At 71.7% G+C, this 15,983-nt stretch carries 16 protein-coding genes; 9 read left to right on the top strand and 7 right to left on the bottom strand.

Annotated features, from left to right (window positions below):
* Nucleotides 1-38: 38 nt before the first annotated feature.
* On the bottom strand, nucleotides 39-1,223 hold the full coding sequence (locus tag ACWEV0_RS11505; RefSeq protein ID WP_453148588.1) for a low temperature requirement protein A: 1,185 nt from the start codon (nucleotides 1,221-1,223) through the stop codon (nucleotides 39-41).
* A 125-nt stretch (nucleotides 1,224-1,348) separates the two neighbouring features.
* Here ACWEV0_RS11505 and ACWEV0_RS11500 point away from each other — a divergent pair, with 125 nt between their 5' ends.
* Nucleotides 1,349-1,477 carry a hypothetical protein gene (locus tag ACWEV0_RS11500; RefSeq protein ID WP_453148586.1) on the top strand — a complete coding sequence of 43 codons (129 nt, stop codon included), beginning with the start codon at nucleotides 1,349-1,351 and terminating at the stop codon, nucleotides 1,475-1,477.
* A gap of 92 nt (nucleotides 1,478-1,569) precedes the next feature.
* Nucleotides 1,570-1,785, top strand: a complete 216-nt coding sequence (locus ACWEV0_RS11495) for a hypothetical protein (protein WP_453148584.1) — start codon at nucleotides 1,570-1,572, stop codon at nucleotides 1,783-1,785.
* 19 nt (nucleotides 1,786-1,804) lie between these two features.
* On the opposite strand, the gene mscL is transcribed toward ACWEV0_RS11495, so the two are convergent.
* From mscL to ACWEV0_RS11470, 5 genes are all read right to left on the bottom strand, one after another.
* On the bottom strand, nucleotides 1,805-2,320 hold the full coding sequence (gene mscL, locus ACWEV0_RS11490) for a large conductance mechanosensitive channel protein MscL (protein WP_453148582.1): 516 nt from the start codon (nucleotides 2,318-2,320) through the stop codon (nucleotides 1,805-1,807).
* Between the two features lie 114 nt (nucleotides 2,321-2,434).
* Nucleotides 2,435-2,971: a hypothetical protein gene (locus tag ACWEV0_RS11485; protein ID WP_453148580.1), complete on the bottom strand. Its 537-nt coding sequence runs from the start codon at nucleotides 2,969-2,971 to the stop codon at nucleotides 2,435-2,437.
* Between the two features lie 326 nt (nucleotides 2,972-3,297).
* Complete coding sequence (locus ACWEV0_RS11480; RefSeq protein ID WP_453148579.1) at nucleotides 3,298-3,612, bottom strand: FmdB family zinc ribbon protein; 315 nt, start codon at nucleotides 3,610-3,612, stop codon at nucleotides 3,298-3,300.
* Nucleotides 3,613-3,680: 68 nt separating this feature from the next.
* Complete coding sequence (locus ACWEV0_RS11475; RefSeq protein ID WP_453148577.1) at nucleotides 3,681-4,958, bottom strand: MFS transporter; 1,278 nt, start codon at nucleotides 4,956-4,958, stop codon at nucleotides 3,681-3,683.
* A gap of 245 nt (nucleotides 4,959-5,203) precedes the next feature.
* On the bottom strand, nucleotides 5,204-6,721 hold the full coding sequence (locus ACWEV0_RS11470; RefSeq protein WP_453148575.1) for a potassium/proton antiporter: 1,518 nt from the start codon (nucleotides 6,719-6,721) through the stop codon (nucleotides 5,204-5,206).
* A gap of 290 nt (nucleotides 6,722-7,011) precedes the next feature.
* On the opposite strand from ACWEV0_RS11470, the gene ACWEV0_RS11465 reads away from it, so the two are divergent.
* The gene (locus ACWEV0_RS11465) at nucleotides 7,012-9,741 is read left to right on the top strand and encodes a penicillin acylase family protein (RefSeq protein ID WP_453148573.1); all 2,730 of its coding nucleotides are present in this window, start codon (nucleotides 7,012-7,014) and stop codon (nucleotides 9,739-9,741) included.
* 35 nt (nucleotides 9,742-9,776) lie between these two features.
* Here ACWEV0_RS11465 and ACWEV0_RS11460 read toward each other — a convergent pair whose 3' ends face one another.
* Entirely contained in the window at nucleotides 9,777-10,385 is a 609-nt protein-coding gene (locus ACWEV0_RS11460) for a 5-formyltetrahydrofolate cyclo-ligase (RefSeq protein ID WP_453148571.1), read from the bottom strand.
* Between the two features lie 44 nt (nucleotides 10,386-10,429).
* Between ACWEV0_RS11460 and galU the strand changes: the two genes are divergently transcribed.
* The 6 genes from galU to sepX all read left to right on the top strand — a co-directional run bounded on the left by galU (nucleotide 10,430) and on the right by sepX (nucleotide 15,729).
* Nucleotides 10,430-11,329 (top strand): UTP--glucose-1-phosphate uridylyltransferase GalU, encoded by a 900-nt coding sequence (galU, locus tag ACWEV0_RS11455; RefSeq protein ID WP_453148569.1) that lies wholly within the window; start codon nucleotides 10,430-10,432, stop codon nucleotides 11,327-11,329.
* A gap of 4 nt (nucleotides 11,330-11,333) precedes the next feature.
* A complete protein-coding gene (glp, locus tag ACWEV0_RS11450) occupies nucleotides 11,334-12,695 on the top strand; it encodes a molybdotransferase-like divisome protein Glp (RefSeq protein ID WP_453148567.1) in 1,362 nt (453 codons plus the stop codon).
* A 57-nt stretch (nucleotides 12,696-12,752) separates the two neighbouring features.
* The gene (gene moaC, locus ACWEV0_RS11445; RefSeq protein ID WP_453148566.1) at nucleotides 12,753-13,247 is read left to right on the top strand and encodes a cyclic pyranopterin monophosphate synthase MoaC; all 495 of its coding nucleotides are present in this window, start codon (nucleotides 12,753-12,755) and stop codon (nucleotides 13,245-13,247) included.
* A 104-nt stretch (nucleotides 13,248-13,351) separates the two neighbouring features.
* Nucleotides 13,352-13,843, top strand: coding sequence for a MogA/MoaB family molybdenum cofactor biosynthesis protein (locus tag ACWEV0_RS11440; protein WP_453148698.1), 492 nt, complete (start codon nucleotides 13,352-13,354; stop codon nucleotides 13,841-13,843).
* Entirely contained in the window at nucleotides 13,840-14,469 is a 630-nt protein-coding gene (locus ACWEV0_RS11435) for a GNAT family N-acetyltransferase (RefSeq protein ID WP_453148564.1), read from the top strand. The genes ACWEV0_RS11440 and ACWEV0_RS11435 overlap by 4 nt, the downstream gene beginning before the upstream one ends.
* Before the next feature lie 156 nt (nucleotides 14,470-14,625).
* Nucleotides 14,626-15,729: a divisome protein SepX/GlpR gene (gene sepX / locus ACWEV0_RS11430; protein WP_453148562.1), complete on the top strand. Its 1,104-nt coding sequence runs from the start codon at nucleotides 14,626-14,628 to the stop codon at nucleotides 15,727-15,729.
* The last annotated feature ends 254 nt before the right edge of the window (nucleotides 15,730-15,983 follow it).

Below are 15,983 nucleotides of genomic sequence, written 5' to 3'. Positions count from 1 at the left end.
GTCGGTCTGCCGGGTCGGCCCGACGGCAGATCAGACGGTCAGGAGGCGGAGCGGGCGGCGGGGTTGGTGGCCGGGTTGGTGGCCGTGAGGGTCACTCCCACGGCCACGGTCGCGGCGGCGACGAGACCGGCGGCCAGCACCGCCCAGTGCCCGGCGAACGAGCACATCAGGATGGCGAGGGACGAGACCGGAAGCACGAGCTGCTGGGCGATGCCGACCTTGAAGTAGCGGGCGTGCAGGAACCACACGCAGAGCAGGAAGACCGCCGTCGGGATGGTCACGGCGGAGGACGCGGCCAGGGTGGAGATGTGCGCCTTGCCGACGGCCTGCTCGACCGCGATCTCGATGCCGGCGCCGATCGCGGCGGCGGAGGTGAAGATCAGGTAGTGGCCGTAGCCCCACAGGAAACCCTCCCGGTTGGAGCCGAGCCGGTCGTGGGCGGGCACCACGAAGTAGATCCACCAGGCGGCGAAGACGATCAGCAGCCCGCCGGCGGCGATCGGCAGCACCTCGGTCAGGGCGTCGTTCTCCGTCACACCCGACTTCACGGCGACGGTCGCCGCCGCGATCGTCTCGCCGAGCACGATGATCGTGAACAGGCCGTACCGCTCGGCGATGTGGTGCGGGTGCCACGACGTGTTCACGTCCTTCTCCGCGTACATCGGCACGGCCATCTCCGCGACCGCCATCACCAGGAACACCCAGGGCCGCGCGTCCTCGGGTGCGAGGAGCAGCGCCGTCCAGCCGATCTGGCAGGCGAGGACCCCGGTCGCGTACCGACGGCACATCGTCCGCTCGGCGGAGTCGGTGGCGTGGTACGCGGCGCGCAGCCACTGGGAGGAGAGCGCGATCCGCATGACGACGTAGCCGATGTACACGACCAGGAAGTCGTGGTCCTCGAAAGCCCGTGAGACCCCGGCGGCCAGGATCAGCACGCCCGCGATCTGTACGAGCGTGACCACGCGGTAGAGCACGTCGTCGTTGTCGTACGCGGAGGCGAACCACGTGAAGTTCATCCAGGCCCACCAGATCGCCCAGAACACCATCGCGTAGTTCACGATTCCGGACCCGGCATGCCCCTCTGCGACGGCATGCACGAGCTCGGCCCCGGCCTGCGCGACGGCCACGACGAAACAGAGGTCGAAGAACAGCTCGAGCGGCGTGGCGACCCGGTGCGCCTCGTCACGTGCGCGGGCGGTGAGGGGAAGGAAGGGTTGCGTCATACCCCCAGAACAGCAGACGTCGGGGCGGCCTGGCGGGAGGCCACGGCGCTCCGTCTCCTTGCGGAGACTCACCCCCCTACGTCAAAAAGGGGCGTAAGTGCATAGATCAACTTATGGGTGGCCGCGTGATCGAGCCACAGCAGGCCCCCGCCGAGCCCGCGCCCGCACCGGCCGAGCCCGCGCCCGCCCAGCGGAGCCGGCCGCTGCGGACCCCTGCGCAGCCGGAGGGCACCTGGACGCAGAGGGACCGCTGACCGCCCGAGGGTCCCGGGACGCCGAGGGTCCGCTGATCGCGATCCCGAGATCAGCCGGGTGCGGGGCGGTGGGCCCGGCGTACCCTGAGTACATGAGCACCGCCCCCGCCCACGGACCGCGAACAGCGAAGCAGACCGGCTCCGTTCCCGAATCGCAACCCAGGCCGGCACTGATCTTCGACGATCCTCTGGACCAGCAGTCCGCGGACGACACGGACCGCGGGTGGGGCGAGCGGCCTCCAGCCGGCGGCGGCAGCGCCGCCGACCTCGCGCGCTTCCTCGACGAGAAGCCGCCGCACCACCTCTGATCCCGACGCGAGCCGTCGGTCAGGAGGTGGAGTGCGCCCCGGCGCCGCCAGTGGCCGGGGAGGCCACACCGGTGTTGTTCAGGGACGGACCGCGCTGGGCGACCAGGTGGTCGCGGATCTCCTTGAGCACCTCCAGCTCGCTGACCTCCAGCGTCTCCTTGACGCCTTCCTTCGCCTTCTCCTGCGCGGCGCGCTTGGCGAGGATCTTCGCCATGGGCAGGACCATCAGGAAGTAGACGACCGCCGCCGTGATCACGAAGCTGAGCACGGCGCTGAGGACCAGGCCCCACTGGATCTGGATGCCCTGCATCTCGCCGTTGACCACCTTGCACGGGGACTTGAGGCAGGACGCGTAGCCCTCCAGGTCCTTCGTGCCGAAGGCGCCCACGATCGGGTTGATGATGCCCTTGACCACCGAGTTCACGATGTTGGTGAACGCGGCACCGATGACGACGGCCACCGCCAGATCGATCACGTTGCCGCGCATCAGAAAGGCTTTGAAGCCTCCCAGCAAGCTTTCCTTCTTCTCGGCCACCAAGGTGCCTTTCGTCGCGTGTGCTGCTGTGTGCGGAGCCATTACGCCGCGACCGGAGCAGAGGCGTCCAATCGGTACACACGGGACGGTTACTTGACAGTCCGCCAGTGCGAATCAGCACAGCGTCACCGCCAATTGGGACGTGATGCCCGCTCCGGCGAGCGCCGTCGCCGTCGGCCGTGGCACGGACAGGACGATCAACGCCCCTCCGTCCGCACCGGTCTCACCCGCCTGCGGCACCTCCGCCACTCGGGCACCCGAGGCCACCACGTGCGCCTCGCCGCCGGTGCCCATCGGCGTGTTGGGCGCGGCGATCACGTCCACCCGGTCGCCCGGCCTGAGCAGCCGGACGGTCGCCGCGTCGGCGATCCGCACCGGGGCGGACACCAGCGGCATGGCGGCCGGCCGGTGCGACGTGTGCGCGGGAGGTGGTGGAGGCTGCGGGGCCAGATCCTCGGCACCGGCAGCCCCGGTCGCCGCGAGTGCGGCGGCCGTCATCGCGAGGACCGCGGCGGGGGCCCGCCGCTTGCGGCGCAAGGCCCGGATCAGCCGTAGCCGCGCGCCGCGCACACGCAGCGGATCGAACTGCGGCACCCCGCACGGCGCGGGCACCGAGGTGCGGGTGTGGGGGAAGCAGGAGTCTGTGGTCATCGCGCAACCGCCTGTCGTGACACGAGTCGCCGCCGGACCGTCCGGCGAACCACGGTCACCGTCCCGCAGCTGCGCAGATCCCGCTCCGGCCTGTGGACAACCGGGCAGTTGTGGACAACTTCCTCACTCCGACGAGCGATTGCCGCGGCGGGGCGGGCCCGGGACGCTGGAGTCAGTCCGGTTCCCGCGGGCGGCCGATCCCCCGGCCCGCGGGATCAGGACGGTCCGAGCGGGTCCGGCCCGCGTACGAACGCCGAATGCCCCGCCGCGCGAAGCGGCAGGGCATCGGTTGGATCTACGGGCCTACGGGTCCTGTGGAAAGGAGGTCAGGCCGCCGGGGTGTTCGACGAGGCCGCCGGCTTCGAGTCCGAGGAGGACGACGAAGACGTCGACGTGGCCGACGAGGAGGTGGACGACGAGGTCGTGGCGGACTTCGACGCCGCGGGCGAGCTGCTGGACGACGAGCCGCGGCTGTCGTTCCGGTAGAAGCCGGAACCCTTGAACACGATGCCAACCGCGGAGAACACCTTCTTCAGGCGTCCCTTGCAGTTCGGGCACTCGGTCAGAGCGTCATCCGTGAACTTCTGCACCGCCTCGAGGCCCTCGCCGCACTCGGTGCACTGGTACTGGTAGGTCGGCACTTGTCTTCCTCCTGGCACTCACACTCATCGAGTGCTAACGACGATCCATAGTGACGTATTCCGTCGGTTCAGTCCACCGACACCGGAACTCGGTGACCGATACCACGTGCGGCGACCCGGCTCGTCGCCCGGGGGTGGAGTCGCGAGCGGAGCGTGAGCAGGGTGACGAGGGCGAGCAGCGTGCCCGCCAGCGGCACCAGGAAGCCGGTGCTCGAGCCGTGGGCGTCGGCGAGCCGGCCGGCGACCGTGACGGCGGCGGCCTGGCCCAGCGCCACGGCGCCGGTCAGCCAGGTGAACGCCTCCGTACGGGCGGTGGCCGGGACCAGGGTCTCGACGATGGTGTAGCCGGTGATCAGGGCCGGGGCGATGCACAGGCCCACGACCAGACCCAGGGCGCCGAGCAGCAGGACGGAGTGCGCGGACCAGAGAAGGGAGGCGGCGATGGTGAGACCGGTGTAGCCGAGGATCAGGCGGCGGCGCGGGCCGATCTTCCAGGCGATGGCGCCCATCGCGATGCCGGCGAGCATGTTGCCGGCGGCGAAGACGCCGTAGAGCAGCCCGTTGACGCCCGGGTTGCCGATCTCCTCGGAGAAGGCGGTCAGGGAGACCTGCATGCCGCCGAAGACCGAGCCGATGCCGAGGAAGGCGATGACGAGGACGCGGACGCCGGGCACGGACAGGGCCGAGCGGCGCGGCTCGTCGGAGTGGCCGGCCGCGGCGGTCAGGCCGTGGGCGGGCTGGGTGCGGCGCTGGGCGGCGAAGAACAGGCCGCCGATCAGGGTGAGGGCGGCCTCGGCGATCAGACCGGCGGCCGGGTGGATGCCGGTGCACAGGGCGGTGGCCAGGACCGGGCCGACGACGAAGGTGAACTCGTCCGTCACCGACTCGAAGGCGGCGGCGGTCGGCATCAGGGGCGTGCCGTCCAGCTTCGCCGCCCACCGGGCGCGGACCATCGGGCCGACCTGCGGCACCGAGGCGCCGGAGGGGATGGCCGCGAGGAACAGGGCCCACAGCGGGGCGCCGGCCAGGGCCAGCGCGACGAGAAGGGAGACGGAGACGGTGTGCACGAGCACACCGGGGATGAGGACGGCCCGCTGGCCGAAGCGGTCGGCGAGCTTGCCGCTCTGCGGGGCGAAGAGCGCCATGGAGACGCCGGTCGCGGCGGCGACGGCGCCGGCGGTGCCGTACGAGCCGGAGGTGTGCTGGACGAGCAGGACGATGCCGATGGTCAGCATCGCGAACGGCTGTCGGGCGGCGAAGCCCGGAAGCAGGAAGGAGAGAGCGCCAGGGGTGCGCAGTAGCTGTCCGTAACCAGGACGCTTCTCGGTGACGACCGTGGACGCCACGGTCCTTGCCTTTCTGCCGCCTGGTAGCGGTCCCGGGCACGGTGGTGCGGGCTCGCCGAGAGCTGTCCTCTTGCGCGGAACTGCGGTAGATACCGGGACCCACTGCGGGGGATGCCTCGGCCGCCATACGGTCGCGCCAGCTCTGCGTCAGGCAGAGTTGGTTCGATCAAGTGTGCCTTCATGGTACAGGGAAGGGCGTCTTCCCGCCTGGGAAAACGCCCCGCGACCTGAATTAATGCCTGGGATTAACCGGATGTTCGCCGGAAAGGTCCTCGATGGGGCCCGCGGCGGTGCTCCGGAGCGGCGACGGCGGTGGCGCCGCCGGTGCCGAGCCAGCCGGCGAGCTTGCCGCCCTGGTCGACCGCCCGCAGCCGGCGTTCGGCGGCGTCGCGGACCGGGTCGGTGGCGACGACGAGGAGTTCGTCACCGCGCCGCAGCACGGTGGCGGGGCCGGGGACGAAGCTCTTCTCGTCCCGGACGACCAGGGTGACGGCGGCGCCGGCGGGCAGCCGGAGCTCGGCGACCTCGACGCCGTGCATCTTGGAGTCGTCCGGGATCGCCACGGAGAGCAGGTGGCCGCGCAGCCGCTCCAGCGGGGCGGACTCGACGCCCAGGTCGGCGGCCTCGGCCCGGTCGCCGAGGCGGAGGGCCTTGGCGAGCCAGGGCAGGGTCGGGCCCTGGACCAGGGTGTAGACGACGACGAGCACGAAGACGATGTTGAAGATCCGCTCGCTGCCGGCGATCCCGGACACCATCGGGATGGTGGCCAGGATGATCGGCACCGCGCCGCGCAGGCCGGCCCAGGACATCAGGGCCTGCTCCTGCCAGGGGATGCGGAAGGGAAGGAGGCTGACGAGGACCGACGTGGGGCGCGCGACCATGGTGAGGACGAGGCCGATGACTATCGCCGGCCAGAAGTCGTTGACCAGCTCGTGCGGGGTGACGAGCAGGCCGAGCAGGACGAACATGCCGATCTGGGCGATCCAGCCGAGGCCCTCGGCGAAGCCCCGGTTGGCGGGGGCGTGCGGCAGCTTGGCGTTGCCGAGCACCATCGCGGCCAGGTAGACGGCGAGGAAGCCGGAGCCGTGGCCGATGGCGCCGGCGGCGTAGGCGACGACGGCGATGGCCATGACGGCGATCGGGTAGAGGCCGGAGGCCGGCAGGGCGATGTGGCGCAGCGCGAGAGCGCCGAGGAAGCCGACGGCGAGGCCGACGGCGGCGCCTATCGCGAGCTCGAGGACGATCTGGCCGACGATGACGTACCAGGCGGCGTCGATCTCCCCGACGGTCGAGAAGGCGACGACGAGGATGACGACGGGGGCGTCGTTGAAGCCGGACTCGGCTTCCAGGACGCCGGTGACGCGGGAGGGCAGGGGGACCTTGCGCAGTACGGAGAAGACGGCGGCGGCGTCGGTGGAGGAGACGACGGCGCCGATGATGAGGGCCTGCTGCCACTCCAGGCCGACGAGGTAGTGCGCGCCCGCGGCCGTGATGCCCACGCTCACCGCGACGCCGACGGTCGACAGCACGACGGCTGACGGCAGCGCGGGTTTGATCTCCTTCCACTTGGTGCCCAGACCACCCTCGGCCAGGATCACCACCAGGGCGGCATAGCCGATCACCTGGGTCAGTTCCGCGTTGTCGAAGGCGACGTTGCCGATGCCGTCCTGTCCCATGGCGACCCCGATCCCGAGGTACAGCAGCAGGCTGGGAAGCCCGCTGCGGGACGAGATCCGCACCGCCGCGACAGCGATGAGCAGCACGAGCGAGCTGATGAGCAGGAGTTCGTTGAGCTGGTGGACAGTCAGTGGCCGTTCCTTCCCCTCGCGCGCCGCACGCGCAGCCGGACCGCGTCGCCGGGTCGTTCCTCCGGCGCAGGTACTTCGTTACCTTACCTAATCTTTAACGCTTTCTTGACGCCGTCTTGATAGTCGGACGTACATCAGTACGGATAAGTACGGTCTTCTTCCTGACTCCGCGTCCGGGCCGTTCGGACGCTGCGCCTAAGGTTGCTCCCGTACTCCAGGACCACCCTGCCCCTCGAAGGACAGCGATGCCCTCCAACACGACCGCGCCCCCCGCCAAGAAGAAGGGGCGGCGCGCCCGCCTGATCGTCCTCGTCCTGGTCCTCGCCCTGGTCGGCGGCATCGGGTACGGCGGATACTGGGGCGTCGACACCGTCCGGGGCTCGTTCCCGCAGACCACGGGGACGCTCAAGCTCGACAAGCTCTCCGGCCCCGTCGAGGTCAAGCGCGACGCCTACGGCGTCCCGCAGATCTACGCCGACAGCGAGGCCGACCTGTTTCGCGCCCAGGGCTACGTCCAGGCGCAGGACCGCTTCTACGAGATGGACGTCCGCCGTCACCTGACGGCCGGCCGCCTCTCCGAGATGTTCGGCAAGAGCCAGGTCGACACCGACGCGTTCCTGCGCACCCTCGGCTGGCGCCGGGTCGCGCAGGAGGAGTACGACAAGGTCCTGTCGCCGGAGACCAAGAAGAATCTCCAGGCGTACGCCGAGGGCGTCAACGCCTATCTCAAGGACCGGGACCCCTCCGACATCTCCGTCGAGTACGCGGCCCTCACCCTCGCCAACGACTACTCGATCGAGCCGTGGACGCCCGTCGACTCGGTCGCCTGGCTCAAGGCCATGGCCTGGGACCTGCGCGGCAACATGCAGGAGGAGATCGACCGCTCCCTGATGGCCAGCCGGCTGAAGCCGAGCGAGATCGCGGAGCTCTACCCGGACTACCCGTACGCGCTGCACCAGCCGATCGTCGGCAAGGGCGCCGTCGACAAGATCACCGGCAAGTTCGACCCCAAGGCCGAGCCGCGGGACACCACCGGCACCGGCACCGGCGACGGCACGGCCACGCAGGGCATCCAGTCCCAGCTCTCCGCGCTCTCCGACAGCCTCGACGAGATCCCGGCGCTGCTCGGCCCGAACGGCAGCGGCATCGGATCGAACTCCTGGGTCGTCTCCGGCCAGTACACGACCTCCGGCAAGCCGCTGCTCGCCAACGACCCGCACCTCGCGCCGATGCTGCCGTCCCTCTGGTACCAGATGGGCCTGCACTGCCGCACCGTCTCCGCCACCTGCGGCTACGACGTCGCCGGCTACACCTTCTCCGGCATGCCCGGCGTGATCATCGGCCACAACAACGACATCGCCTGGGGCTTCACCAACCTCGGCGCCGACGTCACCGACCTCTACCTGGAGAAGATCGGCACCGACGGCTACGTCGTCGACGGCAAGACCAAGCCGTTCACGGTCCGCGACGAGACCATCAAGGTCGCCGGCGGCGGCGACCGCACCATCACCATCCGCTCCACCGAGCACGGCCCGCTGGTCTCCGACCGCTCCACCGAGCTGGAGAAGGTCGGCCGCTCCGCCCCCGTCGGCAACGCCGCCCCCGACCGCGGCACCGGCTACGGCGTCTCGCTGCGCTGGACCGCGCTCCAGCCCGGCAAGTCGATGGACGCCGTCTTCGAGCTCAACCGCGCCAAGGACTTCAAGAGCTTCCGGGCCGCCGCCAAGGACTTCGAGGTCCCCGCGCAGAACCTGATCTACGCCGACACCCAGGGCAACATCGGCTACCAGGCGCCCGGCAAGATCCCGGTCCGCTCCGACGCCAAGGGCTACGACGGCACCATGCCCGCGCCCGGCTGGGACTCGAAGTACGACTGGAAGGGCTACATCCCCTTCGCCGAGCTGCCGTACGAGTACAACCCCTCGCGCGGCTACATCGTCACCGCCAACCAGGCCGTCATCGACCAGAAGAAGTACCCCCACCTGCTCACCCGGGACTGGGGCTACGGCTCGCGCAGCCAGCGGATCAACGACCTCATCGAGTCGAAGACCAAGGACGGCGGCAAGATCTCGCCGGACGACATGCAGACCCTGCAGATGGACAACCGCAGCGAGATCGCGACCCTGCTCAACCCGCTGCTGCTGAAGGTCGACATCGCCGACCCGCAGGTCCGCGAGGCCCAGAAGCTCCTCGAGGGCTGGGACTACAAGCAGGAGCCGGACTCGGCGGCGGCCGCGTACTTCAACGCGGTCTGGCGCAACGTCCTCAAGCTCGCCTTCGGCAACAAGCTGCCCAAGGAGCTGCGCGTCAAGGGCGAGTGCATCAACGTCCGCGTCTCCGACACCACCGGCCCGGTCGACGAGCAGAACAAGCTGGTGACCGAGTGCGGCCAGCGCGACCCCGACAGCGCGCAGCCGGACGGCGGCGACCGCTGGTACGAGGTGGTGCGCCCGCTGCTGAAGCAGGAGAAGAGCCACTGGTGGAAGACGCCGGGCGACCGGCTCAACGCTCCCACCGAGACCCGTGACCAGCTGCTCGCGCAGGCCATGAAGGACGCCCGCTGGGAGCTGACCGCCAAGCTCGGCAAGGACGTCTCCACCTGGAGCTGGGGCCGCCTGCACCAGCTGAACCTCAACAACCAGACCCTCGGCACGGCCGGCCCCGGCGTTGTCCAGCAGCTGCTCAACCGCGGCCCGTGGAACGTCGGCGGCGGCGAGGCCGCGGTCAACGCGACCGGCTGGAACGCGGCCGGCGGCTACGACGTCACCTGGGTGCCGTCGATGCGGATGGTCGTCAACGTCGGCGACTGGGACAAGTCCCGCTGGATCAACCTCAGCGGCGCCTCCGGCCACGCCTTCAACAGCCACTACACCGACCAGACGGACAAGTGGGTGAAGGGCGAGCTGCTTGACTGGGTGTACGGGCAGGCGGCGGTCGAGGCCGCCACCAAGGACACCCTCAAGCTGGAGCCGTAAGGCAGCAGGGCGACACCAGCCGGAAACCGGAGGAGCTACGGCGCGAAGCGCCGGACCTCCTCCGGGGTCACCACCGCGTGCACGGGGTGGTCGTGCGGTTCCTCCGGGACCCGCGCGACCACCTCGTTCGCGTAGAGGAGCACGACGAGCGCCGGATCCGCCGCCGCCCGTACCAGCCGGGCCAGGACCCGGTCGTACGAGCCGCCGCCCCGCCCGAGCCGCATGCCGCGCGCGTCGACCGCGAGGCCCGGCAGCAGCACCGCGTCCGCGCCGCTGACGGCGTCCGGCCCGAGCCGCTCGCCGACCGGTTCGAGCAGCCCGCGACCCGCCTTCGCGAGGCGCTCGACCCCCTCGTAGACGGCCCAGTCGAGGTCGTTGTCGGGCAGCAGCACGGGCAGCAGCACCCGTACGCCCCGCGCGCGCAGCGCGTCGAGCAGCGCGCGCGTGCCGGGTTCGCGCCCCACGGAGACGTACGCGGCGACCGTGCCGGCGTCGGCCAGCTCGGGCAGTTCCAGGGCGTGGCGGGCCAGCGCCTCGGCGGCCTCCGCGACGTCCTCGGGGCCCAGCGCGGCGCGGGCGCCGAGCAGGGCACGGCGCAAGAGCGCCTTCTCGGTCGGTTCCGCCTGGATCGGGTCCACTCCCACGACTCTCAACATTCCTCTCATACCGAACGGCTAGGGTGCTCGGCATGACGCAGACGCCGCCCCTCACCAAGGCTGTCATCCCGGCTGCGGGCCTCGGCACCCGGTTCCTGCCGGCCACCAAGGCGACTCCGAAGGAGATGCTGCCGGTCGTCGACAAGCCGGCCATCCAGTACGTCGTCGAGGAGGCCGTCGCGGCCGGACTCTCCGACGTCCTGATGATCACCGGCCGCAACAAGCGCCCCCTCGAGGACCACTTCGACCGCAACTACGAGCTGGAGGAGGCGCTGCTCCGCAAGGGCGACGGCGAACGCCTCGCCCGGGTCCGGGAGTCCAGCGACCTGGCCACCATGCACTACGTGCGCCAGGGCGCCCCGCGCGGCCTCGGCCACGCCGTGCTGTGCGCCGCCCCGCACGTCGGCGACGAGCCGTTCGCGGTGCTGCTCGGCGACGACCTGATCGACCCGCGCGACCCGCTCCTCGCGCGCATGATCGAGGTGCGCGAGCGGTGCGGCGGCAGCGTCATCGCCCTGATGGAGGTCGAGCCGTCGCAGATCCACCTCTACGGCTGCGCGGCGGTCGTGCCGGCCGGCGAGTCGGACGTGGTGAAGGTGACGGACCTGGTGGAGAAGCCGGAGCCGGCCGAGGCGCCCAGCAACCTGGCCGTCATCGGCCGTTACGTCCTCGACCCGGCCGTCTTCGCGATACTGCGGGAGACCGCGCCGGGCCGCGGCGGCGAGATCCAGCTGACCGACGCCCTGCAGCGACTCGTCCAGGACGAGCGGCTCGGCGGCCCGGTGCACGGCGTCGTCTTCAAGGGCCGCCGCTACGACACCGGCGACCGCGGCGACTATCTGCGTGCCATTGTCAGACTGGCGTGCGAACGTGAAGACCTGGGGCCGGATTTCCGGACCTGGCTCCGCAGTTACGTCAGCGAGGAGATGTAGGACCTTGAGCAGCAGCGGAACGGCACCGTCGGCCCACGGCCACTCCGGCGAGGGGCCCGCCGACCCCTGCGCCGGCCCGGCCCGGGGCCTGTGGTCGGTCGACGAGCACCTCGACGACATCCTGGCGGCGGTCTCCCCGCTCGAGCCCATCGAGCTGCAGCTGCCCGACGCCCAGGGCTGCGTCCTCGTCGAGGACGTCACGGTGCCGGTCGCGCTGCCGCCCTTCGACAACAGCTCCATGGACGGGTACGCGGTGCGGGTCGCCGACGTGGCCGGGGCGAGCGAGGAGTTCCCCGCCGTCCTCACCGTGATCGGCGACGTCGCCGCGGGCGCCGGCGGGCTGCCCGAGGTCGGGCCCGGCCAGGCCGCCCGGATCATGACCGGCGCCCCGCTGCCGCCCGGCGCCGAGGCCGTCGTCCCCGTCGAGTGGACCGACGGCGGTACGGGCGGGGGCGCGGCCGGCACCATGCGCCCGGCGAGCGCCGCCCCCGAGGGCGCCGAGGGCGAGGTCCGGGTGCACCGGCCCGCCGAGGCCCGGGCCCATGTCCGGGCCCGCGGCAGCGACGTGCGGGCCGGGGAGCTGGCGCTCGCGGCGGGCACGGTCCTCGGGCCGCCGCAGCTCGGCCTGCTCGCCGCGATCGGCCGGGGCTCCGTGCGGGTGCGTCCCCGCCCGCGCGTGGTCGTGATCTCCACCGGCAGCGAACTGACCCAGCCCGGCGAGCCGTTGGCCGAGGGGCAGATCTACGACTCCAACAGCTTCGCGCTCGCCGCCGCCGCGCGCGACGCCGGGGCGATCGCCTACCGGGTCGGCGCGGTCGCCGACGACGCCGAGTCGCTGCGCGCCGCCATCGAGGACCAGCTGATCCGCGCGGACCTGATCGTCACCACCGGCGGGGTCAGCGTGGGGGCGTACGACGTGGTGAAGGAGGCGCTCACCGCGGACGGCGAGGTCGACTTCCGCAAGCTGGCCATGCAGCCGGGCAAGCCGCAGGGTTTCGGCATGATCGGCCCGGAGCACACCCCGCTGCTGGCCCTGCCGGGCAACCCGGTCTCCTCGTACGTCTCCTTCGAGCTGTTCGTGCGGCCCGCGATCCGCGCCCTGATGGGCCTCGCCGACCGGCCGGACACCCGGCGGCCCCGGGTGCGCGCGGCCGTCAAGGCGGACCGGGTGCTGTCCTCGCCGGCCGGTCGGCGCCAGTTCCTGCGCGGGACGTACGACGCCGTGTCCGGCAGCGTCACCCCCGTGGGCGGGGCCGGTTCCCATCTGATCGCGGCGCTCGCGCACGCGGACGCGCTGCTCGTCGTACCGGAGGAGGTGACCGAGGTGGCGCCCGGCACGGAGCTGGAAGTGGTCCTCCTCGGCTGAGGGGCGCATGGTGGGGGTACGGTGTCGTCCCACAGAGCGACCGGGAGTGTCACCGCCATGAGCACGCAGCAAGGACTCACCCACATCGACGAGGCGGGGGCGGCCCGCATGGTCGACGTCTCCGCCAAGGACGTCACGGCGCGCACCGCGCGCGCCAGCGGCCGCGTCCTGGTGTCGCCTCGCGTGATCGAGCTGCTGCGCGGCGAGGGCGTCCCGAAGGGTGACGCGCTCGCCACCGCCCGGATCGCCGGGATCATGGGCGCGAAGAAGACCCCGGACCTCATCCCGCTCTGCCACCCGCTGGCGGTCTCGGGCGTGAAGCTGGACCTGACCGTCGTGGACGACGCCGTGGAGATCCTGGCCACGGTGAAGACCACGGACCGCACGGGCGTGGAGATGGAGGCCCTGACCGCGGTGTCGGTGGCCGCCCTGACCGTCGTCGACATGGTGAAGGCGGTCGACAAGGGCGCGGTCATCTCCGACGTACGGGTGGAGGAGAAGACCGGCGGCAAGTCCGGCCACTGGACGCGGGACGAACGGGGCGAGTCGTGACGCGCGCGGGCCGGGTGGCCGGGGCCCACGAGCACGAGCACGAGGCCCACGAGGCACCTGTCGAGGCGCCCGGGCCCCAGGCGGCGAAGGGCTCGTACACGGCCCTGGTCGTCACCGCTTCCAACCGCGCCGCCGCCGGTGTCTACGAGGACAAGGGCGGCCCGCTCATCGCCGACGGGCTGCGCCGGATGGGCTTCAACGTGGAGGGCCCGCAGGTCGTGCCCGACGGCGCGCCTGTCGAGGCGGCCCTGCGCGCCGGGGTCGCGGCCGGGTACGACGCGATCGTCACGACCGGTGGTACGGGCATCTCGCCCACCGACGAGACCCCCGAGGTCACCCGGCGGGTCCTCGACCGCGAGATCCCGGGCATTCCGGAGGCGATCCGCGCGTACGGCCGGCAGAAGGTGCCCACGGCGGCGCTCTCCCGCGGCCTGGCCGGGGTCGCGGGCGCCACGCTGATCGTCAACCTGCCCGGTTCGACCGGTGGCGTACGGGACGGGCTCGCCGTCCTGGAGCCGCTGCTCGTCCACGCGGTGGACCAGATCCGCGGCGGCGACCACCCGAGACCGGCGGCGGAAACGGGCCCGGAGTCATGATCCCGTCCTGGCCCGTGGTCCTGGTGGACGGCGATGTGCTGCTCCGCCCGATAAAGATGCGCGACCAGCGGGCCTGGCGCGAGGTGAACCGGCGCAACCGCGACTGGCTGCGCCCGTGGGAGGCGACGGTCCCGCCGGCCGGGCCCGGAGGCCCGGTGGCGCAGCGCCCGACGTACCGTCAGATGGTGCGCCATCTGCGGTCGGAGGCCCACGCCGGCCGGATGATGCCGTTCGTCATCGAGTACCAGGGCCAACTGGTCGGGCAGTTGACGGTCGCCGGGATCACCTGGGGCTCCATGTGCTCGGGCCATGTGGGCTATTGGGTCGACAGCGCCGTGGCCGGGCGCGGCGTGATGCCGACGGCGGTCGCGCTCGCCGTAGACCACTGCTTCCGCACGGTGGGGCTGCACCGGATGGAGGTCTGCATTCGTCCGGAGAACGGCCCCTCGCGGCGGGTCGTGGAGAAATTGGGATTCCGGGAGGAGGGGCTGAGGCCCCGTTATCTGCACATCGACGGCGCGTGGCGCGACCATCTGGTCTTCGCGCTGACGGCGGAGGAGGTGCCGGAGGGACTGCTGCGCCGCTGGCACACGACGCAGGCGACCCGTCGGCAGCAGCACCATTGAATCCAATAAGTGTTCGAATTTAGTCGGCAGTTGACCGCCGAACGGCGTCAATCGATCTGAAGAATCACAAAAAATTTCAGTGATATCAGCCAGATCGTGCGACACACCGGGCCAATTGGCCGATGCCCTCACCCGAACCCCTCTACCGTGTGAGGCGTGAGCAGCAGCGGCCTCATCTACGCAGTCATCGTCGGGGCCTGGGCCGCCTACTTGGTGCCGATGTGGCTCCGCAGGCAGGACGAGCTGAACGAGGCCCGTCCGACGGAACGCTTCAGCACCGCCATCCGGCTGCTGTCCGGACGGGCGGGCATGGAGCGCCGTTACGCCAAGGAGCTGAGGGACCGGGAACGGGCGGCGGACGGCGTGGCGCCCGACGTGGACCCGGACGCGGAGACGGAGCATCTGAGCTCGGTCGACGTCCGGGGCTTCTGCGCGCCCGCGGCCAGGACGGAAGCCCGCCTGGAGTTCCCCGACGCGAGCCCCTCGGCCCAGGGCAAGGCCCCGGCCCCCGCCCCGGGCAAGCCCCACGCCCCGGCTCAGGCGGCCTCGGCCAAGGGCCCCAAGCCCGCCCCGCGTGCCAAGCCGAACGCTTCGGCCGAGCGGGCCCGGAGAAGCAAGGTCCTCGCCCGGCGCCGGCGCACCACGGTGATGCTCTTCCTCGCCTTCACCCTCGGTGCGATCGTCGCGGCCGTCGGCGGCCTCGCCTTCCTGTGGGCGCCGGCGATCCCGGCCCTGCTCCTGAGCGCGTACATCGTCTATCTGCGCGTCCAGGAGCGGCGGCGCTTCGTCTACGTGATGGACCGCCGCAGCGCCGAGGCCGCCGCCGCCCGGCTGCGTGAGAGCCGCCGCCCCGCCCCGACGCCCGAACCGGCGCCCGCCCCGGCCGCCCCGCCCGCGCCCGAGCAGACCGTCTCCCCGCAGGAGGCGGACCGCCGCGCGCTGGTCGAGCAGACGGATCACGCGGAGTGGGTGGACCAGCAGCGCGAGCGCGGCCCGGCCCGCGGCGACAGCTGGGACCCGGTCCCGGTCCCGCTGCCGACGTACGTCACCGCGCCGGTCGCCCCGCGCGCCTCGGGCGGCGTCGACATCACGGACCCGGAGACCTGGAGCGCGGCCCGCTCCTCCACGGCCGCCGACCCGACCCCGCCCCCGGCCCCCCGCCAGCGCACCACCCCGCAGCGCCCGCGCCGCGACCACGGCCGCACCCCGCTCTTCGACCAGTACGCGGACGACGACCGCCCCCGCGCGGCCAACGAATGACCGGCCCGCCGGGGGCCCGCGGAGGCCCCCGGCTGACCAGGGCGGGAGCGGATTTCCGACTCGGCCGCTCGGGATGCTAATGTTTCACCCGTTGCAAGGGCCTGTGGCGCAGTCCGGTAGCGCACCTCGTTCGCATCGAGGGGGTCAGGGGTTCGAATCCCCGCCACCCCGACCAGCCAAGATCACGTTGTGGGGCGCGAGCCGCTTGCGGTTACTATGCAAGCTGCGTGCCCGTGTGTCTCTCTGACCGGGCC

Source organism: Streptomyces sp. NPDC003943, assembly GCF_053605265.1.
This window is presented reverse-complemented; position numbering and strand designations above follow the sequence as displayed.

Bases quoted from the DNA above. Each gene is read 5' to 3' on its own strand.
- ACWEV0_RS11495 (WP_453148584.1), top strand. From the start codon at position 1,570: ATGAGCACCGCCCCCGCCCACGGACCGCGAACAGCGAAGCAGACCGGC.
- ACWEV0_RS11485 (WP_453148580.1), bottom strand. From the start codon at position 2,971: ATGACCACAGACTCCTGCTTCCCCCACACCCGCACCTCGGTGCCCGCG.
- ACWEV0_RS11435 (WP_453148564.1), top strand. From the start codon at position 13,840: ATGATCCCGTCCTGGCCCGTGGTCCTGGTGGACGGCGATGTGCTGCTC.
- moaC (WP_453148566.1), top strand. From the start codon at position 12,753: ATGAGCACGCAGCAAGGACTCACCCACATCGACGAGGCGGGGGCGGCC.
- galU (WP_453148569.1), top strand. From the start codon at position 10,430: ATGACGCAGACGCCGCCCCTCACCAAGGCTGTCATCCCGGCTGCGGGC.
- ACWEV0_RS11505 (WP_453148588.1), bottom strand. From the start codon at position 1,223: ATGACGCAACCCTTCCTTCCCCTCACCGCCCGCGCACGTGACGAGGCG.
- ACWEV0_RS11465 (WP_453148573.1), top strand. From the start codon at position 7,012: ATGCCCTCCAACACGACCGCGCCCCCCGCCAAGAAGAAGGGGCGGCGC.